This is a genomic window from Pseudomonas sp. LBUM1669 (genome assembly GCF_059695705.1).
In genome coordinates, this window is sequence record NZ_CP166784.1 from 2,980,861 (window position 1) to 3,001,088 (window position 20,228).

The 20,228-nt window shown below is 59.9% G+C and carries 16 protein-coding genes; 6 read left to right on the forward strand and 10 right to left on the reverse strand.

Annotation, left to right across the window (positions count from 1 at the left end; genetic code table 11):
• Positions 1-23: 23 nt before the first annotated feature.
• A complete protein-coding gene (locus ACA051_RS13995; protein ID WP_497310330.1) occupies positions 24-548 on the reverse strand; it encodes a DUF4142 domain-containing protein in 525 nt (174 codons plus the stop codon).
• Positions 549-767: 219 nt separating this feature from the next.
• Here ACA051_RS13995 and ACA051_RS14000 point away from each other — a divergent pair, with 219 nt between their 5' ends.
• Together ACA051_RS14000 and ACA051_RS14005 are read left to right on the forward strand one after the other, a co-directional pair.
• Positions 768-1,010, forward strand: coding sequence for a DUF465 domain-containing protein (locus tag ACA051_RS14000; RefSeq protein ID WP_497310331.1), 243 nt, complete (start codon positions 768-770; stop codon positions 1,008-1,010).
• Between the two features lie 111 nt (positions 1,011-1,121).
• Positions 1,122-1,364, forward strand: a complete 243-nt coding sequence (locus tag ACA051_RS14005) for a hypothetical protein (RefSeq protein WP_497310332.1) — start codon at positions 1,122-1,124, stop codon at positions 1,362-1,364.
• 121 nt (positions 1,365-1,485) lie between these two features.
• Here ACA051_RS14005 and ACA051_RS14010 read toward each other — a convergent pair whose 3' ends face one another.
• From ACA051_RS14010 to ACA051_RS14020, 3 genes are all read right to left on the reverse strand, one after another.
• Entirely contained in the window at positions 1,486-2,577 is a 1,092-nt protein-coding gene (locus ACA051_RS14010; RefSeq protein ID WP_497375290.1) for an SMP-30/gluconolactonase/LRE family protein, read from the reverse strand.
• Positions 2,574-3,719: a sterol desaturase/SRPBCC family protein gene (locus ACA051_RS14015; RefSeq protein WP_497375292.1), complete on the reverse strand. Its 1,146-nt coding sequence runs from the start codon at positions 3,717-3,719 to the stop codon at positions 2,574-2,576. Before ACA051_RS14015 ends, ACA051_RS14010 begins: the two co-directional genes overlap by 4 nt.
• A 100-nt stretch (positions 3,720-3,819) precedes the next feature.
• Positions 3,820-4,683: a LysR family transcriptional regulator gene (locus ACA051_RS14020; RefSeq protein WP_497310335.1), complete on the reverse strand. Its 864-nt coding sequence runs from the start codon at positions 4,681-4,683 to the stop codon at positions 3,820-3,822.
• A gap of 169 nt (positions 4,684-4,852) precedes the next feature.
• On the opposite strand from ACA051_RS14020, the gene ACA051_RS14025 reads away from it, so the two are divergent.
• The gene (locus ACA051_RS14025) at positions 4,853-7,483 is read left to right on the forward strand and encodes an MGH1-like glycoside hydrolase domain-containing protein (protein WP_497375294.1); all 2,631 of its coding nucleotides are present in this window, start codon (positions 4,853-4,855) and stop codon (positions 7,481-7,483) included.
• Between the two features lie 143 nt (positions 7,484-7,626).
• On the opposite strand, the gene ACA051_RS14030 is transcribed toward ACA051_RS14025, so the two are convergent.
• From ACA051_RS14030 to ACA051_RS14040, 3 genes are all read right to left on the reverse strand, one after another.
• Positions 7,627-9,474, reverse strand: a complete 1,848-nt coding sequence (locus ACA051_RS14030) for an amidohydrolase (RefSeq protein WP_497375553.1) — start codon at positions 9,472-9,474, stop codon at positions 7,627-7,629.
• 294 nt (positions 9,475-9,768) lie between these two features.
• A complete protein-coding gene (locus ACA051_RS14035) occupies positions 9,769-10,083 on the reverse strand; it encodes an SCP2 sterol-binding domain-containing protein (RefSeq protein ID WP_403098197.1) in 315 nt (104 codons plus the stop codon).
• A gap of 64 nt (positions 10,084-10,147) precedes the next feature.
• Positions 10,148-10,858 carry a histidine phosphatase family protein gene (locus ACA051_RS14040; protein ID WP_497375296.1) on the reverse strand — a complete coding sequence of 237 codons (711 nt, stop codon included), beginning with the start codon at positions 10,856-10,858 and terminating at the stop codon, positions 10,148-10,150.
• A 204-nt stretch (positions 10,859-11,062) separates the two neighbouring features.
• Here ACA051_RS14040 and sohB point away from each other — a divergent pair, with 204 nt between their 5' ends.
• Together sohB and ACA051_RS14050 are read left to right on the forward strand one after the other, a co-directional pair.
• A complete protein-coding gene (sohB, locus tag ACA051_RS14045; protein ID WP_497375298.1) occupies positions 11,063-12,085 on the forward strand; it encodes a protease SohB in 1,023 nt (340 codons plus the stop codon).
• Between the two features lie 175 nt (positions 12,086-12,260).
• Positions 12,261-16,067 (forward strand): dermonecrotic toxin domain-containing protein, encoded by a 3,807-nt coding sequence (locus tag ACA051_RS14050; protein WP_497375300.1) that lies wholly within the window; start codon positions 12,261-12,263, stop codon positions 16,065-16,067.
• Between the two features lie 50 nt (positions 16,068-16,117).
• On the opposite strand, the gene ACA051_RS14055 is transcribed toward ACA051_RS14050, so the two are convergent.
• Both ACA051_RS14055 and ACA051_RS14060 read right to left on the reverse strand, forming a co-directional pair.
• Positions 16,118-16,612, reverse strand: coding sequence for a DUF934 domain-containing protein (locus ACA051_RS14055; RefSeq protein ID WP_497310340.1), 495 nt, complete (start codon positions 16,610-16,612; stop codon positions 16,118-16,120).
• Positions 16,596-18,254, reverse strand: a complete 1,659-nt coding sequence (locus tag ACA051_RS14060) for a nitrite/sulfite reductase (protein WP_497375302.1) — start codon at positions 18,252-18,254, stop codon at positions 16,596-16,598. The genes ACA051_RS14055 and ACA051_RS14060 overlap by 17 nt, the downstream gene beginning before the upstream one ends.
• A 523-nt stretch (positions 18,255-18,777) precedes the next feature.
• Here ACA051_RS14060 and ACA051_RS14065 point away from each other — a divergent pair.
• The gene (locus ACA051_RS14065; protein ID WP_497310342.1) at positions 18,778-19,851 is read left to right on the forward strand and encodes an ABC transporter substrate-binding protein; all 1,074 of its coding nucleotides are present in this window, start codon (positions 18,778-18,780) and stop codon (positions 19,849-19,851) included.
• Here the strand turns inward: ACA051_RS14065 and ACA051_RS14070 are convergent.
• Positions 19,848-20,066 carry a DUF2970 domain-containing protein gene (locus tag ACA051_RS14070; protein WP_497310343.1) on the reverse strand — a complete coding sequence of 73 codons (219 nt, stop codon included), beginning with the start codon at positions 20,064-20,066 and terminating at the stop codon, positions 19,848-19,850. The genes ACA051_RS14065 and ACA051_RS14070 overlap by 4 nt on opposite strands.
• Positions 20,067-20,228: the final 162 nt, after the last annotated feature.

Consider the following 20,228-nt stretch of genomic DNA (forward strand, 5'->3'; position numbering starts at 1 on the left):
CGATGCGGCCTTCTTTTTACGGGTTATTTGCTGGGGTGGGCCGCCTGGAGCTTTTTCGCCATTTCCAGGTGTTTTTCCAGTGCCGGTAGCATTTTTTGCGCGAAGCCTTTCAGCTCGGTGGCGCCTTTGACTTTGTCGTCCGTCACCGTATTGGCCTGTTTTTCGAACAGCTTGATCGTGTCTTCGTGGGCCTTCACCTGATTATTGGCGTAGGCCGCGTCGAAGGACTCGTCACGCATGTCGAGGATTTTTTCCTTGGCCTGTTTGACCAGCGTCGTCTCGTCCGGCACCTCGATGTCATTCTTTTTCGCCAGGGCCGCCAGTTCATCATTGGCCTTGGAATGATCGGTGATCATCATGTTGGCGAATGCCTTGATGTCGGCCGATGAGCTTTTTTCCAGCGCCAGTCGGCTGGTCTCGATTTCCGCAATGCCACCTGCGGCTGCGTTGTCGACAAAGTCATTGGAAGTGGCGGCAAAAGCAGCTGTGCACATGCTGGTGCTCAAGGCGACTGCCAGGGCGAGGTGGCGCAGGGTGAATCCGTCCATTGGTCATTCTCCACACAGGTTTCGGGTCAGCGATCGTGGTGATCGTTATTCAATGGAGGCAGGCGCTCGATCAAAGGTTTTATCGGGTTTGCGCCAGGACGACGAACGGACACCGCTGGTCTGATAGGCGGTCGACAGAACCGGCCAACCAAGGCCATTCTGATAGTTGGCGAACGCAATCGATCGCGTTTGCTGCCGATCAACAAACGGAGGTGTTCCATGCCGGTGCCACACGACCTTTATCAGGACCTGAAACTTTCAAAGGAAGATATCCAGCAAAAACGCTCCAAGGATCCGTTACTGGATTCACTGATCAACAAGTATTCGCAAGCGGACGCCGAGGTAGTAAAGGCTGAAACCGCACAATCGGATGCGCCCAGCGATGACGCACTGAAGAAGCTCAAGGAGACGCGCGTGCAGGTCAAGGACAAGATTGTCAAACAACTCCAGGCGTCTTCCTGACGCACCGAACCCGGCCACCGACAACCGGTGACTGAAAAATTGGAACGGTGATCAATACCGGCACCTCGAAAGATCAGAGTCCGACCTTTTCGACTCGTTGCGAGGTGCCTTATGAACGAGCCCAAATTTCCAAGTGAAGAGCAGGGCGGGTACGACCCCATCCCGACCCATCCCGAACCGCTAAGCCCCGGCCGCACGACGGTCAACCCCGAAGACGAGCCGGGTATCGACGAATTGCCGAACAACGAAGGTGTGCGCCCGCTGGATGAAGTCGACACCACCGCGATGGACCCTGAGCGGGTGCTTGAAGAGACGGACAACGCCGTGCGCGATAACGATATGGACCCCCGCTAGGCAAAACCACCACATACCCCCTGTAGGAGCGAGCCTGCTCGCGATGAGGTCCTGCCAGTCAATATCAATGTTGAATGTCAGACCGCCATCGCGAGCAGGCTCGCTCCCACAGGTTTTGGGGTTATTTCTGGAGGGCGGTGGTCAGGGGGAGGCGCGCCATGTTTTTTGCCTTCAGTGATCCCAGGTACAACCAGTCTCCATACTCGCGCACCGTCGTGATCGGCGAGTAATTACCCGTGCTCGCATCCTGCAGGTTGGCAATCACCTTGCCGTCCAGGTTCAGACCCAGTGCAAAGGCGCGCTTATCCATGGGTTTGGGCAGTACCGTCAATGCCCGAACAATCATTTTGCGCACGAACGGGTGCGGTGCCGTGGCGTCGAGCAGCGCATTGCGCGGTGCGTAGAGCGCCACCCAGAAGCGGTCGCGGCCATTGAACGCGAGGTTGTCCGGCAGCCCCGGCAGATTATCGATGAACACCTCGTGGGTTCCGGCCTTCGGCCCGCTCAACCAGAAGCGGGTGATGCGGTAAGCGCCGGTTTCGTTGACCAGCACAAAGCTGTCGTCCGGCCCTAGCGTCACGCCGTTGGCAAACTCCAGCGTGTCCAGCAACACCGTGGTCTTGCCGGTCTGGAAGTCATAGCGCAACAAACGGCCGTCGCCTCCGTGCTCGATGATCGCCTCGCCGTCTTTACCGTAGCCCCAGCGGCTCGAGGCGTCGCTGAAATAGGCGTAGTGCCCGGATTTGTCGATGGCCACGTCATCGGTAAACCCGAAGGGCACGCCGCCCGCCTCGGTGGACAGCGCGATCAACCGGCCCTGGGCATCGAGGGAAAGCAACCCTTTGACGCCGTCAGCGATCACCAGCAGTCCGTTCGGGTGCCTCGCCAGGCCCAGAGGCCGGCCGCCAGTATCGGCCAGCACTTTGGTGTCCTTGCCGTCGAGGCTGGTACGGATCAGCCGGCCGTCGTGCAGCCCGGTGATGAGCACGTTATCTTCCAACAACAGCGCCTCGGGCCCTTCGATGTCCGCCGGGCCGACACGCTCCACCCCTTTGAGCCGCTGGTTGTCGGCATACACCCCGCTGGTGAGAGAGGGCGCCGGCGGCGGAGTCCAGGCCACCGGCCGAACCTTGGTGGGGAACAACAGCAGAAAAGCACCCAGGACCATGATCAGCAGCAACAGCAGATGGCGAAACCTGAAGGTTCTTCTCACACGCTGACTCCTGCGGGGGTCAGGTTTTTCTGCGCCATTTCGCGCAACGCGAGCATCGACTCTGCGGATTCACGCTCGATACGTCGCTTGAGCAGCAATCGATTGGTGATGCGCATCGCCAGGCCCGAGAACTGATACTCCAGGGTCCGCACAAAACGTGTGCCTTCGCCTTGCGCCTCGCATTCGTAGGTCACGACCAGCGACAACCCGTGATCACCGCGCGCGCCGGCGCTCCAGCGGCGTCCCGGCAGGTATTCGTTGACCTCCCAGCTCAAATGCCCCGTGCGGCCACCGGCAAGGATGTCCTCCTCGAACCGCTGGCCGGCATGCAGCGGTCCACCTTGGCCCTCGACCTTCAGGGACGACGGATGCCACTCCGGCCAACGGGTGACGGTGCTGGCATAGGCGAGCACGTCAATCGGGTTTCCAGCGATAGCGATCTGGTGCTGCATGCGGGTCATGGTCGTTCTCGTCAGGGGCAGGGGGGCAGGCTCCGGCTCCCAGTAAAGGGTGCCGAACAGGTAGTCCATCAGCGGAAACACGATATTGAAGTTGCGTTCCTGCATCAGCTCGCGGCGGTGATGCAGTTCATGCAAGCGGCGCATCTGGCGGATCCACGGCAGACGTGTGACCGGGTTGTCCGGCGGTAAATGCTCGCAGGCATGAAACACCTCGTACATCAGGTACCCGAGGACCAGACAGCCGCCAAACAATCCGGCGACGTTGGCATCGACCTGCTTGAGCAGCCACCAGACGGGCAGGGTGAAGACCACGGTGTGCACCACGATCAGCCAGGCGGGAAACAGAATCACCCGCCAGTCCCGGGCGTTGTCGTAGGTCATGTGGCCGGGAGCGAAAAAGCTGTGATGGTCGCCGGCATGGCGGGCGTAGAACATCCGCGCAAAGCTCTTTTTGTGATGCCCCAAGTGCCGATGCACCAGGTACACGCCGAAGTTGAAGAACAACAGCGTAAACGGCACCGTCAGCCATTCCAGCGGCCGGACCTGATGCACGGTGCTCCAGAATCCACCGATGGCCAGCACGCCGAACAGCAGCACAAAGGCCCCGTGCAGCCATGGGTTGTAGCGCGGATGGATGTCAGCGCGATAGCGGTCGCGAAATGCCTGGGTGGTCTGCCTCACTGCGTTCACCTCTGCTTATTGTTATAACCAGCAGATTAGCTGATCTGCCCGCGCAAGCTTGAGCAAACCTGGATGACTTAAGCGCCATGATCCGGTGTATTCAGGTCAGCGGATTCCAGCGCTGGGACCAGTCGTCGTCGGTCTTGATCACTTCACGCAATAAATCGAAGGCCCGTTGCAGGGTCGCCGAGTCGCGATCGCGCGAGTAAACCAGGTACGTCGGGTAACTGAATTCCGGAGCTTTGGGCACGGACTCCAGCACGCCGCTTTCGAGGTAGCTCTGCACCACGCGTGTACGGAAGTAGCCGCTGCCGCCATTCTCCAGAATGTATTGCAGGGCCAGGGGGCCGAGGTTGAAGCTCAGGGCGGCCTTGGCTTTTTCCGGCAGGGCGGCATCGTGCTGGCGGCGGAAGTCCGGACCCCAGTCGATATACACATAAGGATCGGGCCGCCCGGCGAGGCGTACCAGGATGAGCTTTTCTTCGAGGATCTGCTCGACTTGCAGGCGCGGCCAATATTCGGGCTGATAGACCAGCGCCGCGTCCAGCACCCCCAGTTCCAGTTGGCGCAACAGGTTCTCGCCGTCGCGGATTTCCATGCGAAGGGCGTGGCTGGGAATCTTCTCGCGCAGTTCACCGGCCCAACTGAGCATCAGCGGATTGCACAGACTGACCTCGCCGCCAATATGCAACACATCGCGGTAACCGTCTGGCAACGGCAAGTCCCGACGCGCGGCTTCCCAGGTCTCGACCAGTTGATTGGCGTACACCACAAAGGCCTCGCCATTGGGCGTCAGCCGCGCCCCTGCACGGTTGCGCACAAACAACGTGCTGCCCAGCTGGCTCTCGAGTTTTTGCACACGCGCCGTGATTGCGGTCTGGGTGACGTGGAGTTTTTCAGCGGCGGCGGCAAGACTGCCGTGGCGGACAATTTCCAGAAAGGTGCGAGCGAGATCGATGTCCATGGGGCGGCCGGTGCGGGAGGTGTGGGCATTGTAAACGGATCCTGCCGGTGCGGGCTGATGTAGCAGCTGGCGAAGCCCCTGTGGGAGCGAGCCTGCTACAGGGTCTGTTCAGTTGTGTGGCGTGCCGAAGCACTACACTGCAACCGTCTCTAGCCCAACGGCGCCCCCCATGACGGCAAAGCACGCAGCAAACATCCTTGATACGGTTGAAGGCAAACGCCTGACCGGCCGCGACGCCGAGGCCTGGCGCGCATGGGGGCCTTACTTGAGCGAACGCCAATGGGGCACGGTACGTGAGGACTACAGCGCCGATGGCGATGCCTGGCGTTATTTTCCCCATGACCATGCCCGCAGCCGAGCCTATCGATGGGGCGAGGACGGGCTTGCCGGGTTTTGCGACAAGGCTCAGCACTGGTGCCTGGGGCTGGGCCTGTGGAACGAGCGCGACCCGATTCTCAAAGAGCGCCTGTTTGGCTTGAACAACGCCGAGGGCAATCACGGCGAGGACGTCAAAGAGCTGTATTTCTACGTCGATGGCGTGCCAAGCCATGCCTACATGCGCATGCTCTACAAATACCCGCAGGCCGAATTTCCCTACGCCGACCTCGTGGCTGAAAACGCCCGCCGTGGACTGGCGGACGCCGAGTACGAAATCCTCGACACCGGCGTATTCGAGGACAACCGTTATTTTGATGTGGCCGTGGAGTACGCCAAACACGCGGCCGATGATCTTTTCATGCGCGTCACCGTGCATAACCGATCCGATCAGCCGGGACGCCTCCACGTGTTGCCGCAGCTCTGGGCGCGCAACACCTGGAGCTGGACGGCGGACGGGCCGCTCCCGAGCCTCACGCTGAACGGCGATGAGGTCCTGGCCCGACACCCACAACTCCCCGACCGGCAGGTCAGCGCCTGGGGCGAAGAAGACTGCCAATGGCTGTTCTGCAACAACGAAAGCAACTTCCCCAAACTCGATGGCGTGGCGGCGAAGGGGCCATTCAAGGACGGCATCAATGATTTTCTGGTCGCAGGCGACAACGGTGCGATCCGCCTTGACGCTGGAACCCGGGTGGTGGCGCACTTCACCCTGGATTTTGAAGCCGGCCAAAGCCGATGCATCTACTTGCGTTTTGCGCCGACCGGTGCGGTTCGGGTCAACGCCAAAGCCCTGTTCGAACGGCGTCGCAGCGAAGCCGATGATTTTTACGCGGCCCTGCAATCCGGCATCGGCGATGCGGATGCGCGCAACGTTCAGCGTCAAGCGCTGGCCGGATTGCTCTGGTCGAAACAGCTGTATTACTTCGACGTCAATCAGTGGCTCGACGGCGAACCGGCTCAACCTTCGCCACCACCCGGCCGTGCGCATATTCGCAATACCCATTGGCGCCACCTGTCGAATTTCGACATCGTTTCCATGCCAGACACCTGGGAGTATCCGTGGTACGCCTCGTGGGACCTGGGCTTTCAGGCAGTGGCTTTCGCGCTGATTGATCCCGGGTTTGCCAAGCATCAATTGTTGCTGCTGGTCAAAGACCGCTTCATGCACCCCAACGGCCAGTTGCCGGCCTACGAGTGGCGTTTCGACGACGCCAACCCGCCGGTGCATGCCTGGGCCTGTTGGAGGGTGTATCAGCAGGACAAGGCGCTGACCGGAACCGGGGACATGGATTTCCTCGAGCGGATTTTCCACAAACTGCTGCTGAATTTTTCCTGGTGGGTCAATCGCAAGGACGCCGAAGGCCGCAACCTGTTCCAGGGCGGTTTTCTGGGGCTGGACAACATTGCGCTGTTCGACCGCTCGGCGCTGTTGCCGCCCGGCTATCAGCTCGACCAGGCCGACGGTACGGCGTGGGTCGCCGCCTATGCGCTGGACCTGATGCGCATCGCTTTGGAACTGGCCAAGCGTAACGCGGTGTACGTCGATATTGCGGTGAAGTTCTTCGAACACTTTCTCTACATCGCCGGGGCCATCAACCGGGTCGACTCCGATGCCGAAGGCTTGTGGGACGAACAGGATCAGTTCTTCTACGACGTCCTGCATCGCCCCGATGGTGTGAATGAACCGCTGCGCTTACGTTCGATCGTTGGCCTGATGCCGCTGTTCGCCGTGCAGGTTTTGGAGCAGCACGAGCATGAAGGGTTGCCCGGCTTGCGTGAGCGACTGCTCGGTTTCATGCGTCACCGCCCGGACCTCGCCAGCCTGGTGTCACGCTGGACCGAACCTGGGGAAGGCAACCGGATGCTGCTGGCGCTGTTGCGGGGCGAACGGACCAAGAACCTGCTCAAACGCATGCTCGATGAAAGCGAATTCCTCTCCGGGTTCGGCATTCGTTCACTGTCCAAAGCCTTCGCCGAACAGCCATTCGGCCTGCGAATCAATGGCGAACGGCTCTGTGCCCATTACGAACCGGCAGAATCGGAATCGCGCCTGTACGGCGGCAACTCCAATTGGCGTGGGCCGGTGTGGATGCCGATCAACTACATGCTGATCGAGTCCCTGCGCGAGTTTCATCGCTACTACGATCAGAACTTTTCGGTGGAATACCCGACGGGATCGGGGTTTCTGGCTTCACTGGAAGAAGTGGCCGACAGCCTGAGTCAACGACTGACCCGGCTTGTGCTTCGCGATGAAGAAGGCAATCGGCCGTCAATGGCGGCGTATCCGCAGTTGCAGGCGGACCCGGCGAGCCGCGACCTGGTGCTGTTCCATGAGTATTTTCATGGGGAAACCGGACGCGGATTGGGGGCCAGCCACCAGACGGGATGGAGCGCGCTGATTGCGCTGTTGTTGCAGCCTTGATGGACCGCCCAACGCAGCCCCCCTTGTGGGAGCGGGCTTGCTCGCGAAGGCTGAGTGTCAGTCGACATCAATATTGAATGACACGCCGCTTTCGCGAGCAAGCCCGCTCCCACAGTGATCGGCGGTGTTGGCGAGGTCTTTGTTCAAAACGCGAAACAGGAACAGCCAAACGCGCCCCAAAACCCCTGAAAGTCGCTGACCGGCGCTGACGACAATCGAGCCCGCTCATGGCTGTGTGCATGCACCGCGCACGCGCCGACGCATTGATGTACCTGCGCCGTCAGAGGCGCTAGGGGCTTCCAGTGGCCGGGTACCTTGGCGACGGGCGACCACTCGGGCACCACAGGCACCGGTGGCGGCCCAAGTTTTTCGAACTCGACGCTGCCGTAGACGATCTTGCCGTCGACAATGGTCAGTACTGACTCGATCCATTTGATCGCTTCATCGTCGATGTGGAAGTAGTCCGCCGACAGTGCAATCAGATCTGCCAGTTGCCCGACCTTGATCTGGCCTTTCTTGCCTTGTTCGGAAGAAAACCAGGCGCTGCCGTGGGTGAAGAGTTCCAATGCCGTATCGCGGCTCAAGCCTTGCGGGTACAGTTCCAGTCCGCCAACGGTACGGCCGCTGACCAGCCAATACATCGACGTCCAGGGGTTGTAGCTGGACACCCGCGTGGCATCGGTGCCGGCACCGACCGGAATGCCTTCGGCGAGCATCCGCGCAATCGGCGGCGTGTGTTCGGCGGCTTTGGCACCATAGCGGTCGACGAAGTATTCGCCTTGGAAAGCCATGCGATCCTGGATGGCGATGCCGCCGCCCAAGGCTTTGACCCGCTCGATGTTCTGCGGGGTGATGGTTTCCGCATGATCGAAAAACCATGGCAAACCGTCGAACGGAATGTCGCGATTAACCTTCTCGAACACGTCGAGCATGCGGCTGATGGATTCGTTGTAGGTGGCATGCAGACGGAATGGCCAGCGCTGTTCCACCAGATGGCGCACCACCGGTTCCAACTCCTGTTCCATGGTTTGCGGCAAGTCCGGGCGTGGTTCGAGGAAGTCTTCGAAGTCTGCCGCCGAAAACACCAGCATTTCCCCGGCGCCGTTATGCCGTAGAAAATCATCGCCCTGACCGTAATGGGAGGTGCTGGTCCAGTTTTTGAAGTCGGTCAGCTCTTCTTTGGGTTTTTGCGTGAACAGGTTGTAGGCGATACGCACGGTGAGTTGTTGGTCTTTGGCGAGTTGCTGGATGACCTGATAGTCGTCCGGGTAATTCTGATAACCGCCGCCAGCATCGATGGCGCTGGTCACGCCGAGGCGATTGAGTTCGCGCATGAACTGGCGGGTCGAGTTGACCTGATATTCCAGCGGCAACTTCGGTCCCTTGGCCAGGGTCGAGTAGAGAATCATGGCGTTCGGGCGGGCGATCAGCATGCCGGTGGGATCGCCGTTGGCGTCCCGCTGGATTTCTCCGCCCGGCGGGTTCGGTGTGTCGCGGGTATAACCGACCACTTTCAGCGCGGCGCGGTTGAGCAGGGCGCGGTCGTAGAGGTGCAGCACGAATACCGGGGTGTCCGGTGCGGCTTTGTTCAGTTCATCAATCGTTGGCAGACGCTTCTCGGCAAACTGGAATTCGTTCCAGCCACCGACCACCCGCACCCATTGCGGCGTGGGAGTGCGGTCGGCCTGGTCCTTGAGCATGCGTAAGGCATCGACCAGCGACGGTACACCTTCCCAGCGCAGTTCGAGGTTGTAGTTCAAGCCACCGCGGATCAAGTGCAGGTGCGAGTCGTTGAGGCCGGGAATCACCGTGCGGCCATGCAGGTCGATGATTTGTGTTCCGGGGCCCTGCAGGGCCATGGCCTGGGCGTCGCTGCCGACCACCACGAAGCGTCCGTCCTTGATCGCGACGGCGCTGGCCTGGGGTTTCTTGCGATCGACGGTGTGCAAGCGTCCGTTGTACAGAATGAGGTCGGCCGGGGTATCGGGCATGGTTTTACTCCCTGCGATGAGAGGACTGATCCAGGCACCGACGGCGCCTGCCGAAAGGCCTTGCAGTACACGTCGGCGATTGAAACCGTCGTGCTCGTCAGGTGGGCTCATGGCAGTGCTCCGCACAAATTGATCGGGGGCAAACAGCCGATGTCTGACGCATGCGGCCAGAAGGAATATAGACGGCAAATCCACAGATAGCCGTTTTCCGAGGGCGGAAAACGACGAATCCCGCCTCGAGGGGCGGGATTCGTTTGTAGCTAGGCGCGCTCCCGAAGACCGGGAGCCGCTGTCTTAGCTCGGGAACAGCTCGGACAGTTTCATGGCCAGCATCATGTCGCCTTCAGCGCGCAGTTTGCCGCCCATGAACGCTTGCATGCCGTCGGTCGAACCGTCGACGATGCCTTCCAGGGTTTCAGCGTCCATGACCAGGGTCACTTGCGCGTCTGGATTCACGCCTTCTTGCAGGTCGCAAGTGCCGTCTTTAACGATCAGCGAAAAGTTCTTTTCTTCGTCGATGCGGAAACCGAATACCAGGTCCAGACCGGCAGCAGCGGCTGGGTTGAACTTGGCTTTCATTGCTTGTACGGCATCAGCTACGGAGGTCATGGTTCGATCCTTTCTTGGGTAAATAGAGCTGGGTGATTACAGCCAGGGTCACAATAGTCCGGACTCAACGAAACGTGATGAGTTCCGGTGCCTTCAACAGTTGCAAGTGCGCATGACCGTTGAAAGAAGACAGTGCCACCTCGCGACCGCGAAACTTCAGCAGGTTGAGCGAGGTGTTGACGATTTGCCAGTTCAGTTCAAATGCCTGCCTTGCCGGCATCTGGGTAATGAGGTGGAGCAGTGCAGTGATGGTGCCGCCGGAGGTGAACACGGCGATTTTCTGGGTGTTGTCGGCGCTTTCGAGAATGCGATGAAGACCGGCCTGCACGCGTTCGACAAAACCCAGCCAGCTTTCCAGCCCCGGCGTGTCATAGGTGCCGGCGAGCCAGCGCTCGATGATCAGGGCGAAGATGCGCTGGAATTCGGCACGGTTTTGCGCGGCGTTGCGCAGGATGTCCAGGGCTTCGGGCTCATCTTCCAGTATGGCCGGCAGCAGCGCGCGGATCACCGCGTCGGCGTCGAATTCGTTGAAGGCGGAATCGGTTTCCAGGGTCGGCACCGGCAGGCCCACGGCAGCGAACTGTTCCAGCGCGCTGGTGGCTGTGTGTTGCTGGCGGCGCAAGTCGCCCGAGAGGCAGCGGTCGAAGCTGACACCCAGTTCGGCGAGGTGCTGGCCGAGGATTTCTGCCTGGCGAACACCGGTCGGCGACAGGACGTCATAGTCGTCTGCACCAAAGGAGGCCTGGCCATGTCGAATCAGATAAATACTGCCCACGTCCGCGTCATCCCGGTACGTTGAAGGTTTGGCGAGGTTATGAGGATGGCGGTGAGCTGTCAATGAAAAAACATACGCTTGTTTGAAATGCCCGTTACAGGCCTGTTGCCAGAGGTTTCACGGCTGGCCGCCGAGGCGGAGCATGGGTATGCTGGCGTTGTCCCGCGCGTGTTTTGAGCCGCGCATCGTTTTGAAGGAGTCACTGTGGAGTTTTTGTCCGAGTACGCCAGTTTCCTGGCCAAGACCGTGACACTGGTAATCGCCATTCTGGTGGTCCTGGCCAGTTTCGCGGCGCTGCGCAGCAAAGGTCGGCGCAAGTCGGCCGGCCAGTTACAAGTCAGCAAGCTGAATGATTTCTACAAAGAGCTGCGCGAACGCCTGGAGCAAACCTTGCTCGACAAGGACCAGCTCAAGGCCTTGCGCAAGTCCCAGGCTAAAACCGACAAAAAGCAAAAGAAAAAGCCCGAGGACAAGCCGCGGGTGTTCGTGCTGGATTTCGACGGCGACATCAAGGCGTCGGCCACTGAAAGCCTGCGCCACGAGATCACTGCGCTGTTGACGTTGGCGACGCCCAAAGACGAAGTGGTACTGCGTCTGGAAAGCGGCGGAGGTATGGTTCACAGCTACGGCCTGGCTTCCTCGCAACTGGCGCGAATCCGCGATGCCGGCGTGCCGTTGACCATCTGCATCGACAAGGTCGCGGCCAGCGGTGGCTACATGATGGCGTGCATCGGCGAGAAGATCATCAGCGCCCCGTTCGCGATTCTGGGCTCGATCGGCGTCGTGGCGCAGTTGCCCAACGTCAATCGCTTGCTGAAAAAACATGACATCGACTTCGAAGTCCTGACCGCTGGCGAATACAAGCGCACCTTGACTGTGTTTGGCGAAAACACCGAGAAAGGTCGCGAGAAGTTTCAGGAAGACCTGGACATCACGCACCAGCTGTTCAAGAACTTCGTCTCGCGTTATCGCCCGCAACTGGCCATCGACGAAGTTGCCACCGGTGAAATCTGGCTCGGCATCGCCGCGCTGGACAAGCAACTGGTGGACGAACTCAAGACCAGCGACGAATACCTCGCTGAACGGGCGAAGAAGTCCGAGCTGTACCACTTGCATTACGCCGAACGCAAAAGCCTGCAAGAGCGCATCGGCATGGCGGCCAGTGGGTCGGTCGATCGCGTCTTGCTGAACTGGTGGAGCCGGTTGACTCAGCAACGCTTCTGGTAATTTTCTACGCCGAGCAAAAAAATGAAACCGTGGATATCCACGGTTTTTTTTGCCTTCAGAAAAGTCCACGGGAGAATAGCGAACTTTCCCAGGGCTATCGTCGATCGCTCCGGCATCCGACTGGACTCAGGCCGGGTAGGGTGATGGTCCCGAAATGACTGCAATGGAATGCACCATGAATGAACCCGACGATAATGTTGCCGGCCCCCATCCCGCGCCGTCTCTGCAAATGCGCACCGAGCTCAAAGCCGCCGTGGATCTCGCCTTGCCACAATCCCCTGGCCAGTTTGGCAAACGCTTGATCATGGAAAAGTGGGGCGCGGACATCGACCCGCAGACAGCCCAGCTGGTCACGCTCGATTACCACTACAAGGGCCATCCTGCCGAGAACGGTCTCGAGCAGGGGCGAGTAGCGAGTTCCCGGTCGTTGCTGCAAGCGCTGTTGTCCAACTATCAGACCGTGGGTGACGGGCGTTTTGCCGAGACGGCGTTCGGCCTGTACACGCCGCCGGACGTCGGGCCGACGGTGCGGATCGTCGAGCACGTCGATGAATTCGCCGATCACGGCAGCGGCAATCACCGGACCTATGAAGGCATCTACCGTCAAACCACCCCGCAAGTGTATGGGCCGCTGACGCAGATCAATCTCCGGCCCGCCGACTTCAAGAAGTGGGTCTGGGAGCTGGAATTGAAGGACCTGTATCAAGCGTCTCTCGATCAGGCATGGCCAGCCGACGCTGTGCTAGTGGCGTCCAGGCCTTACGCATTGAGAACGTCGGTCAAAGCGGCGTTCGTTATGGCGGCCTGGTTGCAGCGACATGAACAACGCCTGACGCAAAAAGGTCTGGCACTTGCGATGCGGGCGGCAGGTCTGCCCGCCGATCAGCCTTGGGAAACGCTGACCCTGGAGCAACTGCAAGCACCAACTCGCGTGCCTTCAACCGTCAAGTTCGGCCTTCTGAAACTCTACCGCTACACCGCGACCGATATCTGGGTCTTTCGTGACACCGCCAGTGCCCGCCTGCTGGTGTACATCCCCGGCAATTCTTCCCCGCTGCATGAATTCGCCGATACCGCGCAACTGCACCAATGGGTTGTCACACAGGGCAAGTCCAGCGAGGCACGGCAGGCGCTGGCCCGTCACTTTGCTGAAGACGATCGCGAGGATGGAACGTTTCACGCCGGTGTCCTGACGGCGCTGGATGGCATGGCGCTTTATCCGGCAAAGCACTGGCTGGGCAACAACGCCGGCTTCTTTAACAACGACGGCTACTGGGACCCGAACGAATACATCGGCTACGACGATCCAAACGTCGCGACCGATCCTTTTGCCCGCTTGGTACTGACGATGAAGCAGGCCGCACAGTCAGAGATCCAGGCCATCCGGGACGATGCGCAGGTCAACCGGGATCAGTTGAGCGCTGTCGTCGAACCCGTTGTGCAATGGGTCAACCGGTTCGGCCCGCTCGCCTTGTTTGTCCCCGGCGGCGAGGGGTTGCTGGCATTGGCCGGGCTCATTGACGCCGGATATGGTTTGAATCAGGCGGTCAACGGAAAAACGCCGGGCCAGCGCTCGGAGGGCCGGACGCGCACGGTGTTTGGCTTGCTTAATGCGTTGCCGATGCTGGGTGCCGAGTCGGCGCTGAAGGGGGACGCTGTCGAGGCCGATAGCATGGCGGAGCGCGTCCGCGAGCCTGACGTTGAACCAGGAGAGCCGGGCGCCCGTCCTGCGTCGGAACCGGCCGTTGCGCCGACGCCCTTGAGCCACCGCATCGAGCTGATCCGTGGAATTGGCCCCTCGGTGGCCTCCTTCAGCGATGAGGTCCTGGCGCAGATCGCCAAGGTCAGCGCGGTCGACGATGACATGCTGCGGTTGATGCAGACGGGGCGGCCACCGACCCCTTTACTGGCAGACACGATCAGCCGTTTCAAGATCGATCAGGATCTCGGTCAGGCCGGGGATACTGCGCAATTCAGCCAGCGTTATGCGGTACTTCAAGGGTCGGAGCATGAGTGGGTCCGGCTGTTTCAGCAGCAATATCCCGACTTGCCGACAATCGCCATTGAGCAACTGCTCGACCGTTATGGGGTGGACATCCAGCAGGCGCCCGATATTGCGCAGGCACGTCAACTATTCGCACGTCTTGACGGCAAGGCGCGGCAATACCAACAGCAACTACGGCTCGATCGAGCCTATGAAGGCTTCTATCTGCGCTCGGTCGCGAACGCCGAGACGGACACCCTCGCATTGCACTCTCTGAACAATCTGCCTGGCTGGCCAAAAGACCTGCGAATCGAGGTACTCGACGGTTCGTCCACTGGCCGGGTTATTGACCGTTGCGGCCCCCTTGACACCTCTCACTACCGAAACGTCATCAAGGTGGGAAACCGTTACCTGCGCCAAGGCCGGCAAACGGATTTCTACGACGCGCTCCTTGGCGTGCTGACGGACGAGGAACGCTCGGCGTTGCACCTCTCGTCAGCAGATCAGGCCAGCGCGTTGCGGCTCGAACTGAGCGATCGGGCATTGCCCCGTGCTGAAACCCTGCTCGGTCTGCAAAGGCTGGACAGAGGCATGACCTTCGAGCCACAGGGGCTGCGCGGCGGGGGCTACCCGACGACCCCTCAGGGTGACGCCCTGAAGCTGCAAGCGATCAAGTTGCAGATCAAGGACATTTATCCGAATATCAACGACGCGGGCATTGATCAGGTGTTGCTGCTCGCGGAGGGCAGGGTGCAGGCCTATATCGACCAGCTGAATCTGCAACTGCAACAGCTCAACGTCGACTTGACCGATTGGGTCGATCAAGCCGCGCAAGACATTGCCGACATGGACATCCCCTTCGTGGCCTTGGGGGATGAAGAGGCGGAGGGGATGAGCCCTGCGCAAATCGCCGTGCACAATGCCCACCTGGTGCACGCCGCCCTGCAACAGGAGAGAGGTGTCAGGACAGAGCTCGCCGAGGAGCTTGTCGCCATTTGGCAAAAACGCGGGCCGCTGCAGGATCGTGTCTTTGCCGACGGACAACTGCGCGGTGTCAGGCTGGACCTGGCTTTCGAGGACTATCACCGGTTACCCACGCTGAATGCCAGGTTCAACGATGTCATCGAATTGTCGATGCAAGGTTTTCACCTGACCGAGCACGACAGTTTGAACGGGTTCCTGGAGAGCTTTCCAAACCTTGAAGTGTTGAATCTGGAAGGTGTCGACTTGCGTCCTTTCTTCGTGGGGGGCGACGCAGGGCGCGCCTTGCCACCTGTCATCGGCCAATTGCCTCAACTGCTCTCACTCAATTTGCGAGCCACGCAGTTGATGTTCACTGAGCGGGCCGCTTCACAGTTGAGTGATCTGACCCACCTGCAAACGCTCGACCTGAGCGACAACCCGTTGGGCGTACCGCCGGTGGTGCTGGGCATGAACAACTTGCGCAAGCTCAACCTGAGGAACACCGGGATCAGCCGCTGCCCGGTAGGGATCAAGGATGAGCCTTGCCTGACATTGCTGGATTTGCGCGACAACCGTATTGCCCGGGTTCCGTCCGCGATTATCAATCAGGCGGTGGCGGACGACCGCGTGCTGTTATGGGGGAATCCGTTGACGGACGCGGACACGTTGCACCGGTTGATCAGCCATCGTGAACAGACGGGCGTCAATCTGTGGTTGAGCGCTCCGAGCGCAGATTATGGTTCGCCGACGGTGTGGTTGCGCGACTGCGACGAAGCGTTGCAACAGTCCCGGCAAGCCCTGTGGCAGCGATTGGCAGGTAAACCCTCCGGCACACGGTTTTTAGCCGTCATAGACCGGCTGAGCCTGACAGCCGACTTTCGGGTCAGCTACCTGTCACTTCAGGCCCGGGTCTGGCGATTGATGCAAGAGGCCGATGCTACGGACGAAACATGGGGTCGAATAAGTAGCGGCAGCGGGCGCTTCGATCACCCAATGGCGGCATTCAGGGCGCTGGAGGCGCGTGCCGGTTTCTAAGGGAAGGAGAGTGCCTTGAGCCCCAGGCGGGGCTCAAGGTTTTGCCGATATCAGCGGCGACGGAACAGCGGCAGCGGTTCGTCGGTGGCGGCCTGATAGGTCACTGAGAAGTCCTTGAGACTTTCCAGGGCTTCGTAGGGGTCTTTATCGGCGCGCAGTGCAAAGGCGTCGAAACCGCAGCGATGCAGGTAGAACAGTTGGTCGCGCAGCACATCGCCGATCGCCCGCAATTCGCCTTTGAAGCCATAGCGGTCACGCAGCAGGCGCGCATTGGAGTAGTTGCGACCGTCGGTGAAGGCTGGGAAATTCAGCGCGATCACCTTGAACTGATCGACGTCGTCACCGATTTCCTCGGCTTCTTCATCGGCATCCAGCCACACGCCCAGACCGCCATCGCGGGCCTTGAGCATACGACTGTGCTCGCGCCACAGCTGCAACGGGACGATCAGGTCGTCACAGTTGCTGATCTCGTCGATGTTGAAGTCCTTGGGCAACAAGTGCCAGGTTTCGTCGACGACTTCGTTGTTCTTAATGATTCGCTGCATAGACGCGCTCCTTGAAGAGGTCGATACCAATACGCTGATAGGTGTCGATGAAACGCTCGTCTTCGGTACGTTGTTCGATGTACACGTCGATCAGTTTCTCGATCACGTCAGGCATGGCTTCCTGGGCGAAGGACGGGCCGAGGATCTTGCCCAGGCTGGCGTCGCGGCTCGCGCTGCCACCGAGGGAGACCTGGTAGAACTCTTCGCCTTTCTTGTCCACCCCGAGGATGCCGATGTGGCCGACGTGGTGGTGACCACAGGCATTCATGCAGCCGGAGATGTTCAGGTCCAGCTCGCCGATGTCGAACAGGTAGTCCAGGTCTTCGAAACGACGCTGGATCGACTCGGCGATCGGGATCGACTTGGCGTTGGCCAGCGAGCAGAAATCACCGCCAGGGCAGCAGATGATGTCGGTCAGCAAGCCGATGTTCGGCGTGGCGAAACCTTGCTCGCGCAACTCACCCCACATCGCGAACAGTTGGGACTGTTCAACGTCGGCCAGAATGATGTTCTGCTCGTGGGAGGTGCGCAGTTGACCGAAGCTGTAACGATCGGCCAGGTCGGCCACCGCGTCGAGCTGCTTGTCGGTGATGTCGCCCGGTGCAACACCGGTCGGCTTCAGGGACAGGGTCACCGCCACATAGCCCTGCTTCTTGTGGGCCAGGGTATTGCGGGTGCGCCAGCGGGCGAAGCCCGGGTGTTCTTTGTCGAGCTCGACCAGTTCGGCCGCCTGGTTGTCCAGGGCCTTGTAGTCCGGGTCGACGAAGTGTTTGGCGACACGGTGCACTTCAGCCTCGGTCAGCGTGGTCTGGCCACCGCGAAGGTGCTCCATTTCCGCGTCGACTTTCTGCGCGAAGACTTCAGGCGTCAGGGCCTTGACCAGAATCTTGATCCGCGCCTTGTACTTGTTGTCACGACGGCCATAGCGGTTGTAGACCCGCAGGATGGCGTCGAGGTAGCTCAACAGGTCTTGCCACGGCAGGAATTCATTGATGAACGCGCCCACCACCGGTGTACGGCCGAGTCCACCGCCCACCAGCACGCGGAAGCCGAGTTCGCCGGCAGCGTTGTGCACCGGCTCAAGGCCGATGTCATGGACTTCGATGGCCGCACGGTCAGAGGTCGAACCGTTGATGGCAATCTTGAATTTGCGCGGCAGGTAGGCGAATTCAGGGTGGAACGTGGTCCACTGACGAACGATCTCACACCAAGGGCGCGGGTCAATCAGCTCATCGGCGGCGACACCGGCGAACTGGTCGGTGGTGACGTTGCGCAGACAGTTGCCGCTGGTCTGGATCGCGTGCATCTGCACGGTCGCCAGTTCTTCCAGGATGTCCGGGATGTCTTCCAGCGCCGGCCAGTTGAACTGCACGTTCTGCCGGGTACTGATGTGGGCGTAGCCTTTGTCATAGTCGCGGGCAATCTTGGCCATCATCCGCGTCTGGCGCGAAGTGAGCTGGCCATAAGGCACCGCCACCCGCAACATCGGCGCGAAGCGTTGGATATAGAGCCCGTTTTGCAGGCGCAGGGGGCGGAATTCTTCTTCGCTCAGCTCGCCTGCCAGATAGCGTCGGGTCTGATCACGGAACTGCTTGACGCGGTCCTCGATGATCCGCTGATCGTACTCGTCGTATACGTACATATAAGTCCTGTTCTCAGGCTTGGGCCGGGCGGATCCCGTTGCGTTTTTTCGCCTGGAGGTCTCCGATGCTGCCTCGGCAATTCTGCGCGCACGGCCGCGCACTCCCTACGGAGCCGGGGCAAGATACCAGTTTGCAGTTATGCGCAAAAGTGATGTTTGAGTATATGTAAAGAACCAAAACGACTAACAAGATCTGTTATTGATAAACCCGTATTTGTCGTGAGGGCAATCGTCGTCTTTACTGTGGTCGAGTCTTTATGCAATCACCGATAAAACCGACAAGAGGCGATGCAATGAGCAACCCTACCAAAGCGACAAAACCTGATAGCACGGTCGATGCTTGGGCGATTCTGTTCCTGATCATCCTGGTCGTGGGCACCGCCGTATATTGGGTCAGTCATCAATAACCGACCCCGTCCGGGCCCGGTTCCGACGATTGTCGGAGGAAAACCGGAATAAACGCCGTTCGCCGGGTCTTCGCTGGCTATAATGCGCGGCGAAATTTCCGGGGGCTCGGACGTAAATGTTGAAGTTTGTCTACACCTTCCTGCTGATGCTTGGCGCGGCTTACGGTCCTGTCGCGCATGCAGAGTCGGTGTTGTTTCTCAATCCGGGAAAGACGGATGAGGCCTTCTGGATCAGCTATTCGCAATTCATGCAGGCGGCCGCCAAGGATCTGGGCATTGATCTGCGCATTCTCTATTCCCAACGCATGCCCGAACTCACCGTGGCACAAGCCCGCCTGGCGCTGCAAGGCCCTCAGCGGCCGGATTATCTGGTGTTCGTCAACGAACAATATGTCGCTCCGCAAATCCTGCGCCTGGCTCAAGGCAGTGGGGTCAAGCTGTTTACGGTCAACGCTGCGCTGACGCCCAATCAGCTGAGCCTGCTGGGGGAGCGCGCTGATCGATTGGGCAGCCTGGTGCCGAACGATGAAGAGGGCGGCTACCTGATGCTCAAGGAGCTGATTCGCCAGCATCCACCCGTGGCGCCCGGTCAGATCATCGAATTACTGGCGTTTTCCGGCCTGAAGATCACGCCGTCGTCGCAACTGCGCGAACAAGGCATGCTGCGCGCCTTGGCCGAGCATCCAGAAGTACGTTTGCGCCAACTGGTTTACGGCGGCTGGAACCGGGACCGGGCCTATGAACAGGCCAAATTGCTGTTCCGACGTTACCCGAAAGTCTCGTTGGTGTGGTCTGCCAATGACGAAATGGCGTTTGGCGCGATGCAAGCGTATTCGGAGGCGGGTGGCGTGCCCGGCAAAGATGCCTTGTTCAGCGCGGTGAACACATCGCCCTCGGCACTGCAGGCGATGGTTGACGGTCGCCTGAACGTGTTGTTGGGCGGGCATTTCACGTTGGGCGGTTGGGCGCTGGTGGAATTGCATGACTTGGAGCGGGGCGTGGATCTGGACCAGTACGGCGGGCGCGACCGGCTGATTCCGTTACTGCAACTGATCAACAAGGCCCAGGCCAAACGATTGTTGGCCATGGGCGCATCACCGAATTACGGGGTGAACTTCCGTCGTCTGTCGGCCAAGGGGCGGCCGACGTCTTATCGCTACCCGTTCAGCCTGCAAACCCTGATGCGCTAACGCCCCGCCAGGTGCACCACCAACTGCACAATGCCGAACAGCGTTAATGCAAACACCGCCGTGAACAGAATCCCCAGAATCACGAAATGACTCGGCTTGCCGTGGGTGAAATCCCGCGCCCGGTTCTTCCCGCTCTGCACCCCGAACGCCGCCGCCATGATGCTGTGCAGCATTTGCCAGAACGTCGGTGGTTTGTTGTCGACTGGATCGTCCATAAATCCCTCGTCATGAATGTGTGTCAGGCAAGCATAGACAATGCACACGAATCCTGTGGGAGCGAGCTTGCTCGCGAAGGGGTCATAACAGTCAACTTCTTCGTTGACTGTTGCACCGCCATCGCGAGCAGGCTCACTCCTACACTTGATCGGGTTGAACCG

Excerpts from the sequence above, each read along its gene's own strand:
- ACA051_RS14025 (WP_497375294.1), top strand. The coding sequence starts at position 4,853 with ATGACGGCAAAGCACGCAGCAAACATCCTTGATACGGTTGAAGGCAAA.
- ACA051_RS14060 (WP_497375302.1), bottom strand. The coding sequence starts at position 18,254 with ATGTACGTATACGACGAGTACGATCAGCGGATCATCGAGGACCGCGTC.
- ACA051_RS14030 (WP_497375553.1), bottom strand. The coding sequence starts at position 9,474 with ATGCCCGATACCCCGGCCGACCTCATTCTGTACAACGGACGCTTGCAC.
- ACA051_RS14035 (WP_403098197.1), bottom strand. The coding sequence starts at position 10,083 with ATGACCTCCGTAGCTGATGCCGTACAAGCAATGAAAGCCAAGTTCAAC.
- ACA051_RS14055 (WP_497310340.1), bottom strand. The coding sequence starts at position 16,612 with ATGCAGCGAATCATTAAGAACAACGAAGTCGTCGACGAAACCTGGCAC.
- ACA051_RS14070 (WP_497310343.1), bottom strand. The coding sequence starts at position 20,066 with ATGGACGATCCAGTCGACAACAAACCACCGACGTTCTGGCAAATGCTG.
- ACA051_RS14065 (WP_497310342.1), top strand. The coding sequence starts at position 18,778 with ATGTTGAAGTTTGTCTACACCTTCCTGCTGATGCTTGGCGCGGCTTAC.
- ACA051_RS13995 (WP_497310330.1), bottom strand. The coding sequence starts at position 548 with ATGGACGGATTCACCCTGCGCCACCTCGCCCTGGCAGTCGCCTTGAGC.
- ACA051_RS14000 (WP_497310331.1), top strand. The coding sequence starts at position 768 with ATGCCGGTGCCACACGACCTTTATCAGGACCTGAAACTTTCAAAGGAA.
- ACA051_RS14020 (WP_497310335.1), bottom strand. The coding sequence starts at position 4,683 with ATGGACATCGATCTCGCTCGCACCTTTCTGGAAATTGTCCGCCACGGC.
- ACA051_RS14005 (WP_497310332.1), top strand. The coding sequence starts at position 1,122 with ATGAACGAGCCCAAATTTCCAAGTGAAGAGCAGGGCGGGTACGACCCC.
- ACA051_RS14050 (WP_497375300.1), top strand. The coding sequence starts at position 12,261 with ATGAATGAACCCGACGATAATGTTGCCGGCCCCCATCCCGCGCCGTCT.